This is a genomic window from Streptomyces sp. GL_140, from assembly GCF_057834465.1.
The window spans coordinates 2,438,835-2,454,243 of the sequence record NZ_CM174404.1; the positions used below are offsets into that span (position 1 = coordinate 2,438,835).

The 15,409-nt window shown below is 73.0% G+C and carries 16 protein-coding genes and 1 riboswitch; of the genes, 8 read left to right on the plus strand and 8 right to left on the minus strand.

The features are described 5' to 3' along the window. Nucleotides 1-29: 29 nt before the first annotated feature. Genes AC3IYJ_RS11425 through AC3IYJ_RS11435 form a run of 3 tightly spaced genes read right to left on the minus strand, consistent with a single transcriptional unit; the run spans nucleotide 30 to nucleotide 3,645 of the window. Nucleotides 30-662 (minus strand): TetR/AcrR family transcriptional regulator, encoded by a 633-nt coding sequence (locus AC3IYJ_RS11425; protein WP_489401198.1) that lies wholly within the window; start codon nucleotides 660-662, stop codon nucleotides 30-32. A gap of 36 nt (nucleotides 663-698) precedes the next feature. Further along, nucleotides 699-2,783, minus strand: a complete 2,085-nt coding sequence (locus AC3IYJ_RS11430) for a YhgE/Pip family protein (RefSeq protein WP_489401199.1) — start codon at nucleotides 2,781-2,783, stop codon at nucleotides 699-701. Next, nucleotides 2,755-3,645 (minus strand): ATP-binding cassette domain-containing protein, encoded by an 891-nt coding sequence (locus AC3IYJ_RS11435; protein ID WP_489401200.1) that lies wholly within the window; start codon nucleotides 3,643-3,645, stop codon nucleotides 2,755-2,757. The genes AC3IYJ_RS11430 and AC3IYJ_RS11435 overlap by 29 nt, the downstream gene beginning before the upstream one ends. A gap of 233 nt (nucleotides 3,646-3,878) precedes the next feature. Between AC3IYJ_RS11435 and AC3IYJ_RS11440 the strand changes: the two genes are divergently transcribed. The 5 genes from AC3IYJ_RS11440 to AC3IYJ_RS11460 all read left to right on the plus strand — a co-directional run bounded on the left by AC3IYJ_RS11440 (nucleotide 3,879) and on the right by AC3IYJ_RS11460 (nucleotide 8,113). Next, nucleotides 3,879-4,421, plus strand: a complete 543-nt coding sequence (locus AC3IYJ_RS11440) for an SAV_6107 family HEPN domain-containing protein (protein WP_489401201.1) — start codon at nucleotides 3,879-3,881, stop codon at nucleotides 4,419-4,421. Between the two features lie 97 nt (nucleotides 4,422-4,518). Further along, nucleotides 4,519-5,277: a class I SAM-dependent methyltransferase gene (locus tag AC3IYJ_RS11445; protein WP_489401202.1), complete on the plus strand. Its 759-nt coding sequence runs from the start codon at nucleotides 4,519-4,521 to the stop codon at nucleotides 5,275-5,277. A gap of 330 nt (nucleotides 5,278-5,607) precedes the next feature. Beyond that, nucleotides 5,608-6,009: an SCO2097 family morphological protein gene (locus AC3IYJ_RS11450; RefSeq protein WP_330295990.1), complete on the plus strand. Its 402-nt coding sequence runs from the start codon at nucleotides 5,608-5,610 to the stop codon at nucleotides 6,007-6,009. Between the two features lie 70 nt (nucleotides 6,010-6,079). Then, on the plus strand, nucleotides 6,080-6,694 hold the full coding sequence (locus AC3IYJ_RS11455; RefSeq protein ID WP_489401203.1) for a DUF4126 domain-containing protein: 615 nt from the start codon (nucleotides 6,080-6,082) through the stop codon (nucleotides 6,692-6,694). A 9-nt stretch (nucleotides 6,695-6,703) separates the two neighbouring features. Beyond that, nucleotides 6,704-8,113, plus strand: coding sequence for a phytoene desaturase family protein (locus tag AC3IYJ_RS11460; RefSeq protein WP_489401204.1), 1,410 nt, complete (start codon nucleotides 6,704-6,706; stop codon nucleotides 8,111-8,113). Between the two features lie 27 nt (nucleotides 8,114-8,140). Here AC3IYJ_RS11460 and AC3IYJ_RS11465 read toward each other — a convergent pair whose 3' ends face one another. From AC3IYJ_RS11465 to AC3IYJ_RS11485, 5 genes are all read right to left on the minus strand, one after another. Beyond that, entirely contained in the window at nucleotides 8,141-9,100 is a 960-nt protein-coding gene (locus tag AC3IYJ_RS11465) for a hypothetical protein (RefSeq protein ID WP_489401205.1), read from the minus strand. Between the two features lie 52 nt (nucleotides 9,101-9,152). Next, the gene (gene metF / locus AC3IYJ_RS11470) at nucleotides 9,153-10,067 is read right to left on the minus strand and encodes a methylenetetrahydrofolate reductase [NAD(P)H] (RefSeq protein WP_489401206.1); all 915 of its coding nucleotides are present in this window, start codon (nucleotides 10,065-10,067) and stop codon (nucleotides 9,153-9,155) included. Nucleotides 10,068-10,179: 112 nt separating this feature from the next. Beyond that, on the minus strand, nucleotides 10,180-10,830 hold the full coding sequence (gene thiE / locus AC3IYJ_RS11475) for a thiamine phosphate synthase (protein ID WP_489401207.1): 651 nt from the start codon (nucleotides 10,828-10,830) through the stop codon (nucleotides 10,180-10,182). Between the two features lie 105 nt (nucleotides 10,831-10,935). Continuing rightward, on the minus strand, nucleotides 10,936-11,301 hold the full coding sequence (locus AC3IYJ_RS11480) for an Rv2175c family DNA-binding protein (RefSeq protein WP_489401208.1): 366 nt from the start codon (nucleotides 11,299-11,301) through the stop codon (nucleotides 10,936-10,938). Between the two features lie 77 nt (nucleotides 11,302-11,378). Continuing rightward, complete coding sequence (locus tag AC3IYJ_RS11485; RefSeq protein ID WP_489401209.1) at nucleotides 11,379-12,611, minus strand: NAD(P)/FAD-dependent oxidoreductase; 1,233 nt, start codon at nucleotides 12,609-12,611, stop codon at nucleotides 11,379-11,381. Nucleotides 12,612-12,726: 115 nt separating this feature from the next. Continuing rightward, a riboswitch (TPP riboswitch) is annotated at nucleotides 12,727-12,839 on the plus strand. On the opposite strand from AC3IYJ_RS11485, the gene thiO reads away from it, so the two are divergent. The 3 genes from thiO (at nucleotide 12,837) to AC3IYJ_RS11500 (ending at nucleotide 15,054) form a co-directional block, all read left to right on the plus strand. Beyond that, nucleotides 12,837-14,036: a glycine oxidase ThiO gene (thiO, locus tag AC3IYJ_RS11490; RefSeq protein ID WP_489401210.1), complete on the plus strand. Its 1,200-nt coding sequence runs from the start codon at nucleotides 12,837-12,839 to the stop codon at nucleotides 14,034-14,036. (Overlaps the previous riboswitch by 3 nt.) Further along, nucleotides 14,033-14,233, plus strand: a complete 201-nt coding sequence (thiS, locus tag AC3IYJ_RS11495; protein WP_489401211.1) for a sulfur carrier protein ThiS — start codon at nucleotides 14,033-14,035, stop codon at nucleotides 14,231-14,233. The genes thiO and thiS overlap by 4 nt, the downstream gene beginning before the upstream one ends. 5 nt (nucleotides 14,234-14,238) lie before the next feature. Further along, the gene (locus AC3IYJ_RS11500; RefSeq protein ID WP_489401212.1) at nucleotides 14,239-15,054 is read left to right on the plus strand and encodes a thiazole synthase; all 816 of its coding nucleotides are present in this window, start codon (nucleotides 14,239-14,241) and stop codon (nucleotides 15,052-15,054) included. Nucleotides 15,055-15,409: the final 355 nt, after the last annotated feature.

Sequence of the window (15,409 nt, forward strand, 5' to 3'; positions counted from 1 at the left end):
GGCCCGCGGGTCGCGGCGGGCGGCACGCGTCAGCGGTTTCCGCTGACCCGGCCCCGCAGCAGCAGCGACAGCGCCGAGTGCACGTCGTCCAGCGAGCGCTCGCTCTGGAAGGACTGCCAGTCCAGTGCCGCCACCAGCACCATCCCCACCATCGCGGCGGCGGTCAGCGGCACGTCGATCTCCGAGCTCAGCTCGCCCCGCTCCACGCCCTCGCGCAGCACGGTCTCCACGACGGCGACCGCCTCGCGCCGCACGAGCATCAGGGTGGGCTGCCAGGTGCGGTTGGTCCGCCACAGTTCGGCCACGTAGAGCTGGGTGAAGGCCGGGTAGCGGTCGATGAAGACCAGACCGGCCCGGATCATCGCGTCGAGGGCCTCGACCCGGGTCCCGCCCCGCGCCTCGGTGGACTCCGCCGCCGTCCGCAGGGATTCGGTGAGCAGCCCGACCCCGTGTCGCAGCAGCTCCTCGAAGAGTTCGTTCTTGCTGGCGAAGTTGTAGTAGACGGTGCCCTTCGCGACACCCGCCCGCTCCGCGATCTCATCGACGGTGGTCGCGGAGAAACCCTGTTCCGCGATGAGGGTCACGGCCGCTTCGTAGAGCTTCTGCCGTGTGGCCTGGCGGCGTCCGCCGCCCGCGGCCGTACCGGTGCTGCTGCTTTCCATGGCGCTGATTCTCACAGGTCAACCCGTCCCCACTGGCTACAGGCTCAGTTCCGGATGCAGGCGGTCCATCGTCCACACCTGCTTGCCGCGTGCGGCGAGCGCGGTGAGGGCGAGGGCGCCCGCGGTGAAGGCGGCGAGAACGGCGCAGCCCTGCCAGACCGGCGCGAGATCGCCGCCGGTGATCAGGCGGCGCAGGCTCTCCACGACGTACGACATCGGCAGGTACGGGTGGATGGCGTTGAAGAAGCCGGGGCTGGTCTGAACGGGGTAGGTGCCGCCCGCCGAGGTCAGCTGGAGCATCAGGACGGCGAGGACCAGGATGCGTCCGGCGGCCCCGAACTTGGCGTTGAGCCACTGGACGATCGCGGCGAAGCAGCCGGTGACCAGCATCAGGAAGGCGATGGTGAGCGCCGGCCGGGCCATCTGGAGGCCGAGGCCCCAGTGGAGTACGGACATCAGTGCGGCCACCTGCGCCGCGCCGAGCCCGGCCACGGGCAGCCAGCCCGCGAAGGCGATCCGCCAGGGCGAGGCGCCTGCGGCCAGGGCCCGCCGGTTCAGCGGGGCGATCAGCATGTAGGCGACCATCGCGCCGACCCAGAGGGAGAGCGGGATGAAGTAGGGGGCGAAGCCGGTGCCGTAGTTGGGCGCCTTGTGCAGGGACTGGTTGGCGAGCTGCACCGGGTCGGCCATGACCTGGGTGCGGGCGTCGCGCTGCTGCTGGTCGTAGTCGGGGATCCTGCCCGCGCCGTCGTGCAGGCCGCCGGCGAGTTCGCCGTTGCCGTCCACGAGCTTGACCAGGCCGCCGTCGAGGCTGTGCGCGCCGTCGCCGAGCTTGCCGACGCCCTCGCCGATGGCGCCGGAGCCGTCGGTGGCGGAACCGAGGCCGGTGTGCAGCTTGGCCATGCCGGTGGCGACCTTGTGGGCGCCGTCGTTGAGGGCGTCGACCTGGGTCACGGTCGCGTCGAGGTCGGAGGAGAGGGCCGGGGCCTTGGCCGCGAGGGTGCGGGCCTGGTTCTCCAGGTCGGTGAGCTGCTTGCGCAGGGTGGCGAGGTCGCCGTTGGAGTCCTTGACGAGGTTGTTGACGTCGCCCGCGAGTTCGGCGCCCTCGGCGGCGTCGTCCTTGAGCTTCTTCAGCTGCGGGCAGGTGGCGGGCAGCGGCGGGGTGGCGTTGGTGCAGGTCTTCGCGTAGACGTCGGCGGCGCCGGTGGAGACGCGCTGGGTGACGGTGGCGGCGCCCGGAGCGGCCTTGGCGAAGGTGTCGAGGTGGTTCTTGACGACCTTGGCGGTGTCGGCGACGAGTTCGGCGCTGTCCGCGAGCTGCTTGGGGTCCTTGAGGAAGGGGCGGGCCTGGTCGGCGATGCCGCCCACCTTGTCGGCGAGCTTCTGGGTGCCCGCGGCGACGTCCCTGCTCCCCGTCTCCAGCTGTCCCGCGGCACTGTTGAGCTTCTTCAGGCCGCCGGTGAGCTCGCCGTTCTTCTCCTTGGCCGTGTCCAGGCCGTCGGCGAGGTCCTTCGCGCCCTGCTGGGCCTTGCCGGCCCCGTCGGTGAGCTTGTCGGCGCCGTTCGCGGCTTCGGCGGTCTTGTCGTGTAGGTCGGAGAAATTGACGAAGATCTTGTCGAGGAATCCGCGGGAGGCGTTGGTGGACGCCGCCGAGCGGACCTCGGAGAAGACGGTGCGCGAGATCGAGCCGACGATGTAGTTGTTGGCGTCGTTGGTGCGGACCTGGAGGGCTCCGGTGGCGGGGTCGGTGCCGGCGCTGGAGGCGATCTTCGAGCTGAAGTCGGCGGGCATGGTGAGGGAGAGGTAGTACGTACCGTTCTCCAGGCCCTTGGCCGCCTCCTCGGCGCTCACTTCGCGCCAGTCGAAGGTCTTGCTGGCGTGCAGTTTGCGGGTGATCTCGTCACCGGCGTCGATGCGCTTGCCGTCCACGGTGGCGCCCTGGTCGGCGTTGACGAGGGCGACGGGCACCTTGTCGAGGCGGCTGTACGGGTCCCAGAAGGACCACAGGTACAGCGCTCCGTAGAGCAGCGGCAGCAGGAGCAGCGCGACGAGTGCGGCCCGGGGCAGCTTCCCCCGCCCGAACCGCTTCAGCTCAAGCGCGGCCAGCTTCGGCGAGCGCATCGTCGTCCCCCTTCGTGTCGGTCCTGGTGTCGGTGTCGGTGTCGGTGTCGGCTTCTGCGTCTGCGTCGGCGTCTGCGGGGACACCCCAGGTGATCTTGGATTCGGCGGGCCGGGGCAGGGCCGTCCGCTCTGCGGCGGGCTCCGCCGCGGGCTCGGCGGCCGGCTCCTCGGCGACGGTCCGCAGGACCGTCGCGTCGGCCGGAGCCTGGCTGCACACCGCGAGGACGGTGGTGCCGCGGGCGGTGATCGAGCGGAGCAGCTCCCAGGCCTCGGTGCGCTCGGTGTCCGAGAGCTTGAGGTCGAGGTCGTCCAGGGCCAGCAGGCGCGGCGCTCCGAGCAGGGCGATGGCCACCGACAGCCTTACGGATTCCAGCCGTTCCAGATCGCGTACGGAGGTGCGCGGGCCCTTGGGCAGGGTCGCCAGGTCCAGTCCGGCGGCGGCCAGCGCGGCTTCGATCCGGGCCGCGGTGGAGGTGCGGCGCTCGCCGCGCGGGCGGAGCAGGGAGCGCAGGGGGCCGTCGTAGCGACGCTGGAGCAGGGCGCCCTCGCGCAGCTGCTCGGCGACGGTGAGGGCCTGGTCCAGGTCGTTGACCCCGGGTACCGGGCCGAGGGCGGCGATGCGGCGGACCGCGGCCATCTTCTTCGGCAGCCGGTGGCGGCCGATCTCGGCGCTGCCCTCGGTGGGCTTCATCCGGCCGGTGAGCGCGAGGAGCAGGCAGGTCCGCCCGCTGCCGGAGGGGCCTTCGACCGCGATGAGCGAGCCGGGCGCCGCGTCGATCCCGACGCCCCGGAACACCCAGCCGCGCGGGCCCTTGAGTCCGAAGTCCTCGGCCTTGACGGCCGCGCCGTGCGGGCTGTCCACGCCGGTCCCCCCTTCTTTTGAACTGACCAGTCAGTTCAAAAACTAGCATCCCTCATCGGCACCGATGCGCAGTGGGGGGCCAGTTGCCCGCTCCCGCCCTCAACCGGGGACGGGAGCGGGGCGGTACAGGGGAGGCGAAACCGCAGGTCAGCGCGATTGTCAGTGGGGGCCTTCACGATGGGGGGACGCAATGACATGAAGCACCGCACGCACGCAACGACAGGAGGTTCGTCATGGCCACACCGTCCCCGTCCCCTGTTGTCCACCCCATCTCCCGGAAGCCGGCGCCGCCTTCCCCCGCGGTCCCGCCGCGGGGAGACCCTGCCGCCGCCCTCGATCTGCTCGTCAAGGCCCGCGCGGGCCTGGCCGAAGCCGCCCGGCTGACCCGGCCCAACGAGCGGTACGCCACCGCCCACCTCGCGGCACTGCGCGCCGCCGCTGCCGTGCTCGCCGCGCGCGGACGGCCCGTGCCCGCCAATCCGCGGCGCCGACCCCGGATACGCAGCGCGTGGGAGGTGCTTCCGGAGATAGCGCCCGAACTGACCGAGTGGAGCGCGCTCTTCGCCTCCGGTGCGGCCCGCCGGGCCCGGGCCGAGGCCGGGATAGCGGGCGCGGCCACCGGCCGGGACGCGGACGACCTGGTGCGTGCCGTCGAGATGTTCCTGCGCCTGGTGGAGCGGACACTCCCACTGCGGCAACCGCCGGGGCGGACCTCGCCGAACGACCCGCCCCAGCAGCTGCCGCAGCCCCGAGCGGAGCGTCCGGACGCGGGATGACCTGCCCGGCATCCGGAGGCAATAGGGTGGGCACGGAGCGCTCACCCTCCCCCAGCTACCGCTGGGAGGTGCCCCCTACGCCGAGGAGCCATCAGCCGTGTCGGACACTTCCCGCCCCCGCGCCTCCCTCCGCACCGCCGTGGTGTGGGAGGTCCTCAAGGAGGCGCTCGACCGCCGGGTGAAGGCGACCGGGCGGGATGTGCTGGACGTGCTGGACACGGGTGGCGGCACCGGGAACTTCGCCGTTCCGGTGGCCCGTCTGGGCCACCGGGTCACCGTGGTCGACCCCAGCCCGAACGCGCTGTTCGGGCTGGAGCGCCGGGTCGCCGAAGCGGGCGTGGCCGACCTGGTCCGCGGGGTGCAGGGCGATGCGCAGGGCCTGCTCGACGTCGTCGAGCGCGACGCCTACGACGTGGTGATCTGCCACGGCGTGCTGGAGTACGTGGACGACCCGGCCGAGGGCGTGGCCAACACGGTGGCCGCCCTGCGCTCCGGCGGCATCCTCAGCCTGCTCGGCGCCGGGCTCGGCGGGGCCGTCCTGGCCCGCGCCCTGGCCGGGCACTTCACGGAGGCCCGTACCGCCCTCGACGACCCGGCCGGCCGCTGGGGCTCGGGCGACCCGGTGCCGCGCCGCTTCACCGCCGAGCAGCTCTCCGCGCTGGTCGGCGACGCCGGCCTGACGGTCGGCTCGGTCCACGGGATCCGGGTCTTCGCCGACCTGGTCCCGGGCGTCCTGGTGGACACCGAACCGGGTGCGGTCGAAGCCCTGCTGCGCCTGGAGGAAGCCGCCGCCGAGCTGCCCGCCTTCCACGCGATCGCCACGCAACTGCACGTGCTCGGCGAGAAGCCCGCCTGATCTGCGAACCTTCCGAAGCACGCACTGCGTCACTCACCCTCCGAACCGGCGGTGTGACCCGTATGATCGGGGTCAGTGACCGGCATGCCGAGCGGACCTCTGGGGAATAACGCCCTCAGTGGCCGCTCGCAGGGCGGTACGGCTTGGCACGACGCATGCTTGAGACAGGACTGGGTTCCCCGGAACAGTACTTTTTTCGGGCAGTGTTTTTTAGGCAGTGTTTTTTAGAACGCGGCGTAGAGGGCGGGTATCACGGGGGCGGTTCCCCGCCTATCCTGAAAGGGACCCCTGGTCGCTGCCCCCCGCGACCGACGGATGAGGAGGACTCCCGTGCCGCTCTCGGAGCACGAGCAGCGAATGCTCGAGCAGATGGAGCGAGCGCTGTACGCCGAAGATCCCAAATTCGCTACAGCGCTTGAGGGAAGCGGGCTGCGCACGTACACCCGGCGACGGGTCTACCAGGCAGTCGCAGGCATCGTGGTGGGTGTCGCGCTCCTTATGACCGGTGTGATCGTGCCGAACGTGCTTTGGATCAGCGTGGTGGGATTCCTCGTCATGCTGGGCTGTACGGTCCTCGTGGTCACCGGTTGGCGCAAGGCACCCAAGCCTGGTGAGCAGCCCGCCTCCGGTAGTGCAGGCGGTTCGGCCCAAGGGCAGAACCGGCAGCGTCGGTCGATGATGACCCGTATCGAGGACCGGTGGCAGCGCCGCCGTGACGATCAGGGGCAGTGAGCCCCACAGACTCGGGTGAGGGGACGGGCGCCGGAAGGCGCCCGTCCCCTCACTGGTCCATGATGAGCCGATGAGTGTGCTCCCCCTGGTCTTCACCAGCGGCTGGGCCAGCGGGATCAACGCGTACGCCGTGGTCCTCCTGCTCGGCATCTTCGGCGCGACCGGCCTGACCGACGAGGTCCCCGCCTCCCTGCAGCGCACCGACGTGCTGATCGTGGCCGCGGTGCTGTTCCTCTGCGAGGCCGTGGCCGACAAGATCCCTTACGTGGACTCGGTCTGGGACACGGTGCACACCGTGATCCGCCCGGTGTCCGGAGCCGTGGTCGGCGCGCTGCTGGCCGGGCAGAGCGGTTCGCTCTCCGACATCGCCGCCGGCGCGGTCGGCGGCTCCACAGCGCTGGCCAGCCATTTCGTCAAAGCCGGCACGCGGATGGCGATCAACACCTCGCCAGAACCGTTCAGCAACATCGTCATGAGCACCGCCGAGGACCTCGGCGTGGGCGGCATCGTCACCTTCGCGATGTTCAACCCGCAGGCCGCCGCGATCATCTGCGCCGTCCTGCTGATCATCGGGCTCGCCCTGCTGATCTACCTCTGGACCAGGATCCGCCGCTTCCGACGGCGTCGCGCGCAGCGCCGCGAGGAGAAGAGACTCGCCTCCGAGGTGGCCAGGGTCGCTCGATAGGCTCTGCGCATGGCACGAATTGCGGTGATCGGCGCCGGGATGGGCGCGATGGCGACGGCGGCCCGGCTGGCCGTGGCGGGGCACCGGGTGACGGTGTACGAGCGCGCGGCGACCTACGGCGGCGCCGTGGGACGGTACGAGCGGGACGGCTTCGCCTTCGACACCGGCCCGGGGCTGCTGCACCTGCCCGCCGTCTACCGCGACCTCTTCGTCAAGACCGGCAAGCGCCCCCTGGAGGAGTGCGCCGAACTGGTCCAGCTCGACCCGGCCGTCCGCCACGTCCTCCGGGACGGCCGCACGGTCACCCTCCCGGGCGGCTCCCACGGCGGCGCGGCCGCCGTCCTCGACGAGGCCTTCGGGCCGGGCGCCGGGGACCGCTGGAACGCGGTCCTGGGCCGCGCCCGGGACGCCTGGGACGCCACCCGCCGCCCCCTGCTCGAGGAGCCCCTGCGCCCCGACTGGGAGGTCCTGGGCCGCGACCCGTACCCCGCGCTGCGCGGCAGCGGCCTGCTGCGCCGCCGCCCGCCGACCCTGGCCGAGGTCGCCGCGCGCGAGCTCGGCGGAGACGGCCTCGGCGATCTGCTCACCGCGCGCGTGCGCTCGTACGGGATCGATCCGGCGACCGGGCCCGCCTCGGCGGCGGTGCTGCCCTACATGGAGCAGACCTTCGGCAGCTGGTACGTCCGCGGCGGGATGCGGGAGCTGGCCACCGCCGTGTACGAGCGGTGCCTGGAGCGGAAGGTGGCCTTCGAGTTCGGCGCCGAGGTGCTGGAGGTTCTGGACCGCGAGGGCCGGGCGGCCGGCCTGCTGCTGACCGACGGATCCTCGGTGGAGGCCGATCACGTGGTCTGCGGGGTGGACCCGCGGCTGCTGGGCGTGGAGTCCGCACCGGGGGCCGTCCCGGCCCGGGGCGAGGGAGTGGCGAGCCGCCACACGCTCTTCCTGGCCCTGCGCGGGCCCCGCCCCGGCGACGCCGTCCACCGGACCCTGGTCCACTCCCCCGGCGCGCTGGTGACCGTAATGCGCCCCGACGACGCCACCACCCGGCCGGACCCGGACCACGAGGCCGTCACCGTGAGCACGGTGTGCGCGCCGGGGGCCGCACCGGACCCGCGGGAGCTGCTGGACCTGGCTGCACGGACGGTCCCGGACCTGCGCGAGCGGCTGCTGTGGCAGCGGGCGCAGGGCCCGGCCGACGTGGAGGCGGCCACGGGTGCCGTGGGCGGCTCGGTGCCCCCGCCGGCCCTCGCGGGAGCCGGCGGCCGCGGGCTCTACCCCGCCAACTCGACGAAGCTGCCCGGCCTGTACCTCGCCGGCGGCTGGGCGCACCCCGGCGGCGGGCTGGCGCACGCCGGAATGACGGGGGCCCTGGTGGCCGGACTGATCGTGGAGGGCGCGGAGTTCCGCGGCTCCCGCTAGGGCTGCGACCGGCGGCCGCCGACCGGGTCAGTACCGGTACTGGTCGTATTCGCCCGTGCCCTGGTACGGGTACTGCGGCTGCTCCTGCCCCGGGTAGGGCTGGGCGGCCGCCCCGTCGGTGGACCGCTGCTGCGGGACCCAGACCCCGCCGGGCGGGGTGTCCATGGAGTACTGCTGCTGCGCGGCCGCGTACGGGTCGGGGGTGTGGTCCGGGTAGGCGGTGTAGCCGCCGGACTGGGGGTACTCGTACGGCTGCTGCGGGGCCACGGCGCCGCCGGTGCCGATGTACGGGTCCGAGTAGGCGGCGTAGACCTGCGGCTCGCCGGGGGCCGGGTAGCCGGTGGTGTAGTCGTAGCCGCCCTGGCCCTGCGGGTCGTAGTACGCCGCGTACTGGTGGGCGTCCTGCTCCGGCGCGGCGAACGGCGAGGCGAAGGAGGCGGTCTGGAAGCTCTGGATCCCGTACGAGCCGGTCTCCTCGGGCACTGGCTGCGCGGCGTAGAACTGCTGGGCTTCCGCGTGCTGCTGCCCGTCCTCGGACCGGGCTCCGGAAGCGGACGGGGACACGGACGGGGCTGCGCTCTCGTCGAACTCGCCGGAATCCACGGCATCGCCGTCGGCGTCGAACCCGGACTCGGGCCCGTACTCCAGGGCCGTCACCTGGAGCGCCGGCTCCGGGCGCGCTCCGCCCGCCCGGCGGCGCCGGTTCGCCTGCGGGGCGGCGGCGGGCGCCTTGCCCCGGCGCAGCGCCCAGCCGGCCACGAAGCCCTTGCGGAAGGAGAGGGTCACCAGCGTCTGGCCGACCGCGAACGCGCCCGCACCTGCGGCGATGACCAGCACCGACGGCAGTGCGACGCCCGCCACGACGCCGAGGAAGCCGACGAAGGCGAGCAGGCGCCAGCGCAGCCGGGCCTTGTACTGCATCAGGACCTCGGCAAGCAGCCACAACGCGACGAAACCGAACGCGATGTAGAGGACCGTCATTCCCATGCATGGGCCCCTCTCGGTGCGGACGACCGCCCAGGAATCGGGGGCCGGCCGATCAGGCCCGCTGGTGCAGACCCAGGTTCTCGTAGATTTCGAGAGTCGCCGTGGAATTGTTCAGCGTGATGAAGTGCAGCCCCGGGACACCCTCGGACAGCAGCCGCGCGCAGAACTCCGTGGCGAACTCGATGCCAATGGAGCGTACAGCGGCCGGATCGTCCTTGACGGCGAGCATGCGCTCTTTCACGGCCGCGGGGAAGACTGCGTTGCTGAGTTGCGGAAGCCGGTCGAGCTGCTTGATGCCCACAACAGGCATGCACTCGGGGATGATCGGGGTTTCGCAACCCGCCTTCTCGACGCTGTCGCGCAGCCGCAGGTAATGCTCCGGATCGAAGAACATCTGCGTGATCGCATAGTCGGCGCCCGCGCGGCACTTGTCCACGAAGTGCCGAATATCCGTGTTCCAGTCGTCCGAGCGCGGGTGCATCTCGGGGAAGGCCGCGACGCCGACGCAGAAGTCGCCGGACTCCTTGAGCAGCCGGACCAGGTCGGCCGCGTAGTGCACGCCCTCGGGGTGCGCGACCCACTCGCCCATCGGGTCGCCCGGCGGGTCACCGCGCAGGGCGAGCATGTTGCGGATGCCGGCGTCGGCGAACTGGCCGATGACGTTGCGCAGCTCGGCGATCGAGTGGTCGACCGCGGTGAGGTGCGCGACGGGGGTCAGCGTGGTGTCCGCGGCGATCTGCTCGGTGGCCCGCACGGTGCCACCACGGGTGGAGCCGCCGGCTCCGTAGGTGACGGAGACGAAGCTCGGGGCTACCGCCTCGACCCGGCGCAGCGCGTTCCAGAGGTTGCGCTCACCCTTCTCGCTCTTGGGCGCCCAGAACTCGAAGGAGTACGAGCGCCCGGACGCGATGAGGTCTCGGACCGTGTGTGCGCGATCCGACCAGGTGGAAGAGGTACCAAGGGCCATATGGGGAGGTTAGACGTGGTCCGGTGGACTCCGAAGTGGTGTCCACGGACTGGACTCGAAAATGAGACAGTCGGTCGAACGGCCGGGGCGGCCGCGAGGCCGCCGGGAACCGTCAGCCGAGGCGGGCGCGGACGCGCTTGGCCAGGTCGGCGGCGGCGGCGCCGGGGTCGGAGGCCTCGGTGAGGGCCCGTACGACCACGACGCGGGAGGCGCCGGCGTCGAGCACCTCGTCCAGATTCGTCGCGTCGATCCCGCCGATGGCGAACCACGGCCGGTCCTGGCCGAGCGAGGCCGCGTGGCGGACGAGGTCGAGGCCGGGGGCGTGGCGGCCGGGCTTGGTGGGGGTGGGCCAGCAGGGGCCGGTGCAGAAGTAGTCCACACCGGGCTCGGCGGCGGCCGCGTCGACCTCGGCCCCGGAGTGGCAGGAGCGTCCGATGAGGACCTCGCCGCCGAGGATGGCGCGGGCGGCGGGCACCGGGATGTCGCCCTGGCCGAGGTGCAGCACGTCGGAGCCGATGGCGTGCGCGACGTCGGCGCGGTCGTTGACGGAGAGCAGCTTGCCGTGGCGGCGGGCCGCGTCGGCGAAGACCTGGAGGTGCTCCAGCTCCTCGGCCGCCTCCATGCCCTTGTCGCGGAGCTGGACGATGTCCACGCCCCCGGCGAGGACGGCGTCGAGGAACTCGGGGAGGTCGCCCTGCCGCCTGCGGGCGTCCGTGCACAGGTAGAGCCGGGCGTCGGACAGCTGGGCGGCGATGGCGGACATGGGTACCCCCGGGGTGGTGTTCGTGCGTACGCGGTGTGCGGGCCCCCGGCCGGGGGCCCGCACACCGCGGGTGGCATTGCGCTGTGCGTACTGCTTTTGATCGGATCAGAGGGCGAGCGCCTGAGCGCGGCGCTTCACCTCCGTGCCGCGATTCTCGCTCAGCGCCTGCACGGGGGTGCCGGGCAGGGAGTCGTCAGCGGTGAACAGCCACTCCAGGATCTCCGTGTCGGAGAAGCGGTCGTCGCGGAGCACGGTCAGCAGGCCGACCAGACCCTTGACGATCTTGTCCCCGTCGATGAAGGCCGCGGGGACCTGGAGGGAACGGTTCTCGCCGCGGCGCACCGCGAGCAGCTGACCTTCCTTGACCAGCTGGCGAACCTTGGTCACTTCGATGTTGAGCATCTCCGCGATGTCGGGGAGGTACAGCCAGGCGGGGACAAGGGCATCGATCTTTGCGTCAATCTCGGTCACGGGGACAAGCCTGCCACCTCGGACTGACTGCCGGTACCCGGGCGCCCCGTCCGGGGCCCTCCCCGGCCCCCGGACGGTCAGGCCGACGCCGATTTCAGCGCGACCGCGGGGTCGGCGACCTTGGCCGGGTCCACGGCCGCACCCGACTCGATCAGGCGCCGGCCCTGGGCCAGGTCGCGCGGGCGGCCCACCGCGAGGACCGCGACCAGACGGCCCTCCCGCAGCCAGCACACCGACCAGGTCGCGGCCGCCGGGTCGCCGCGCCACAGCATCGCGTCGGAGTCGCCGTGGTGGCCCGCGTACTGCACGAAGCGGCCGAACTGCTCCGACCAGAAGTACGGGACCGGGTCGTAGGGCTGGTCCCCGGAGCCCGCGGCCAGGATGTCCGCGGCCACCGCCCGCGGCCCCTGCAGGGCGTTGTCCCAGTGGTGCACCAGCAGCCGCGCGCCGTAGCGCCCGGACGGGAACGAGGCGCAGTCCCCCACCGCGTACACCCCGGGGACGGAGGTGCGCAGGTGCTCGTCGGCGACGATCGCGCCGTCGGGGCCGAGCTCGATCCCCGACCCGGCGAGCCAGCCCGTGGCGGGGCGGGCCCCGATGCCGACGACCACCGCGCCCGCCTCCAGCGAGCGCCCGTCCGCCAGCAGCACCCGGCCCGCCTCGACCGAGGCCACCCGCGCACCCGTCAGCAGCTCGGCGCCCGCCTGCTCGTACCAGCGCCCCATGGGCTCGGCGACCTCGGCCGGCAGCGCGCCCGCCAGGACCCGGTCGGCCGCCTCGACCACCGTCACCGCGCAGCCCGCCTCGCGGGCCGCGGTGGCGAACTCCGCGCCGATCCAGCCCGCGCCGACGACCACCACCGCCGACCCGGCCGCCAGCACGGGCCGCAGCCGGGCCGCGTCGTCCAGGGTGCGCAGCAGGTGGACGCCCGGGACCCCTTCCGCGCCGGGCAGGGTCAGCGGCTGGGCTCCCGTGGCCAGCACGAGGACCTCGTACGGGACCGGACCCGCCTCGGTGTCCACCTCGTGGTCGGCGGCCCGCACCCCGGTGACCTCGACCCCGAGCCGGAGCTCGATGCCGAGCCCCTCGAAGTCGACGTCGAAGGCCGAGTCCTCGGCTTTGCCGAGGAGCACCGCCTTGGAGAGCGGGGGCCGGTCGTAGGGCTGGTGGGGTTCGGCGCCCAGGAGGGTGACGGGGCCGGTCCAGCCCTGCTCCCGGAGGGCCACCGCGGTCTGGACCCCGGCCATTCCGGCGCCGACGATGACGACGCCGGGACCGGTGTGTTCGCTGTGTTCCGTCTGCTCGCTCACGCGGCCCACCCTAATCATCTGACGGTCCGTCAGGAATAGGGGGCCGGGATCGTCTCGGCAGCCGGCCGGGGAGGCAGCCTTACCCCGCCGTCGGGCTCGGCGTTACTCTGGCCACCGAACCTATCGCGGGAGTCCGGGCGCACCGGGCTGAGAGGGAGGCTGGCCGGCCTCCGACCGTCCGAACCTGATCCGGGTCATGCCGGCGAAGGGAGGGGCTGGACGCCCATGCACTCAACCGTGCACTCATCCAGGAAGAGCCGGAGTTCCGGCTACGACGTCCTCGTCATCGGGGGCGGCATCATCGGCCTCGTCACCGCCTGGCGGGCGGCCCGCCTCGGGCTGCGCACCGCCCTGGCCGACCCGGCGCCCGGCGGCGGCGCCGCCCGGGTCGCGGCCGGCATGCTCGCCGCCGTCACCGAGCTCCACTACGGCGAGGAGACCCTGCTCGGGCTGAACCTCGCCTCCGCCGCCCGCTACCCGCAGTTCGCCGCCGAACTCGCCGAAGCCAGCGGCGGCCTGGACATCGGCTACCGCGCCTGCGGCACGCTCGCCGTCGCCCTCGACTCCGACGACCGCCTCCACCTGCGGGAACTGCACGCCCTCCAGCGGCGCTGCGGGCTGGAGTCGCAGTGGCTCACCGGCCGCGAGTGCCGCCGCCTGGAGCCGATGCTGGCCCCTGGCGTACGCGGCGGCCTGCGCGTGGACGGCGACCACCAGGTCGACCCCCGCCGACTCTCGGCGGCGCTGCTCGCCGCCTGCGAACGCGCCGGGGTCGACTTCCACCGGGCGGCCGCATCCCGGCTGCTGACCAGTGCCGACCGGGCCACCGGTGCGGTGCTCGACGACGCCGGGGCCACGGAGCTGCTCGCCGACCAGGTGGTGCTGGCGGCGGGCTCGCTCAGCGGCCGGCTGGACGGCGTACCGCCCGAGGTCGTGGCCCCCGTACGGCCTGTGAAGGGGCAGGTGCTGCGGCTGCGGGTGCCGCCCTCGTACGCGCCGTTCCTGTCGCGGACCGTACGGGCCGTCGTGCGCGGCAGCCACGTCTACCTGGTGCCGCGCGAGAACGGCGAGCTGGTCATCGGCGCCACCAGCGAGGAACTCGGCTGGGACACCACCGTCACCGCGGGCGGGGTCTACGAGCTCCTGCGCGACGCCCACGAGCTGGTACCCGGCATCACCGAGCTCCCGCTCGTGGAGACCCTGGCCGGACTGCGGCCCGGCTCGCCGGACAACGCCCCACTGCTCGGCCCCACCGACCTGCCGGGCCTGCACCTGGCCACCGGGCACTACCGCAACGGGGTCCTGCTGACCCCGCTGACCGGGGACGTCATGGCGGAGCTGCTGACCACCGGCGAACTGCCGGAGATCGCACGCCCCTTCACCCCGCGCCGTTTCGCCCTCACGCGACAGGAGTCGTACGCATGACCATCTCCGTCAACGGCGAACCGCGCGAGATCGCGGCCGGCACCGTGCTCGCCACGGTGGTCGCCACCCTCACCCAGGCCACCAAGGGGGTCGCGGCGGCCCTCAACGAGACGGTGGTCCCGCGCGGCCAGTGGCTCCACACCCGCGTGGAAGACGGCGACCGCGTGGAGATCCTCACCGCGGTCCAGGGAGGCTGAACGACATGGCCGACAACACTGACACGCCCGACGGCGACGTGTTCACCCTGGGCGGGCGCAGCTTCTCCTCGCGCCTGATCATGGGCACGGGCGGCGCCCCGAGCCTGGACATCCTGGAACGGGCGCTGGTCGCCTCCGGTACGGAACTGACCACGGTCGCGATGCGACGGCTGGACCCCACGGTCCAGGGCTCGGTCCTGACCGTCCTGAACAAGCTCGGGATCGCGGTGCTGCCCAACACCGCCGGCTGCTTCACGGCGGGCGAGGCCGTACTGACGGCCCGACTGGCGCGCGAGGCCCTCGGCACGGACTGGATCAAGCTGGAGGTCGTAGCGGACGAGCGGACGCTCCTCCCGGACGGCGTGGAACTGCTCGACGCCGCCGAGATCCTGGTCGACGAGGGCTTCACGGTCCTGCCCTACACCAACGACGACCCGGTCCTCGCACGGAAACTGGAGGACGTGGGCTGCGCGGCGATCATGCCGCTGGGCTCGCCGATCGGCTCCGGGATGGGCATCCGCAACCCGCACAACTTCGAGCTGATGGTGGAGCGGGCCGGCGTCCCGGTCATCCTGGACGCCGGGGCCGGCACGGCCTCGGACGCCGCCCTGGCGATGGAACTGGGCTGCGCGGCGGTGATGCTCGCCTCCGCCGTGACCCGAGCGCAGCTGCCCGTCCTGATGGCCGCGGCCATGCGCGACGCGGTCTCGGCAGGCCGCCTGGCCCACCGCGCGGGCCGCATCCCCCAACGCCGCTTCGCGGAGGCCTCCTCCCCGACGGAGGGCCGCGCGGCCCTGGACCCGGAGCGGCCGGCGTTCTGAGGGGGCGGGGGTACGGGGCCTCGCGCGTGCGGGGCCCTCGCCCCCTCGACCCCCACCCGGGTCCGGTGGCTGCCCACCCGCCCCCCTCGGGGGTGGGGCGGGCCGGGACGGCACCGCGCGGCGGGGTCGGGGGGACGGCGGGGTCCGGCCCGGCCGGAAGCAGGGAGGGGCTCGGGGTTTTCCGTCAGCCTCATCGTCCTTCCGCGTCGGGCCGGCCCGTCAAGGGCGCTCACTGCGTTCGCGTCGCTCCGCGACGGCCTGCGGCCGCCCTTGACAGACCGACCCGCCACGGAAAAACGAAGGCAGCCGGAAAACCCCAAAAGAACGGGCCGGGCAATACGTTCCAGACCGAGCC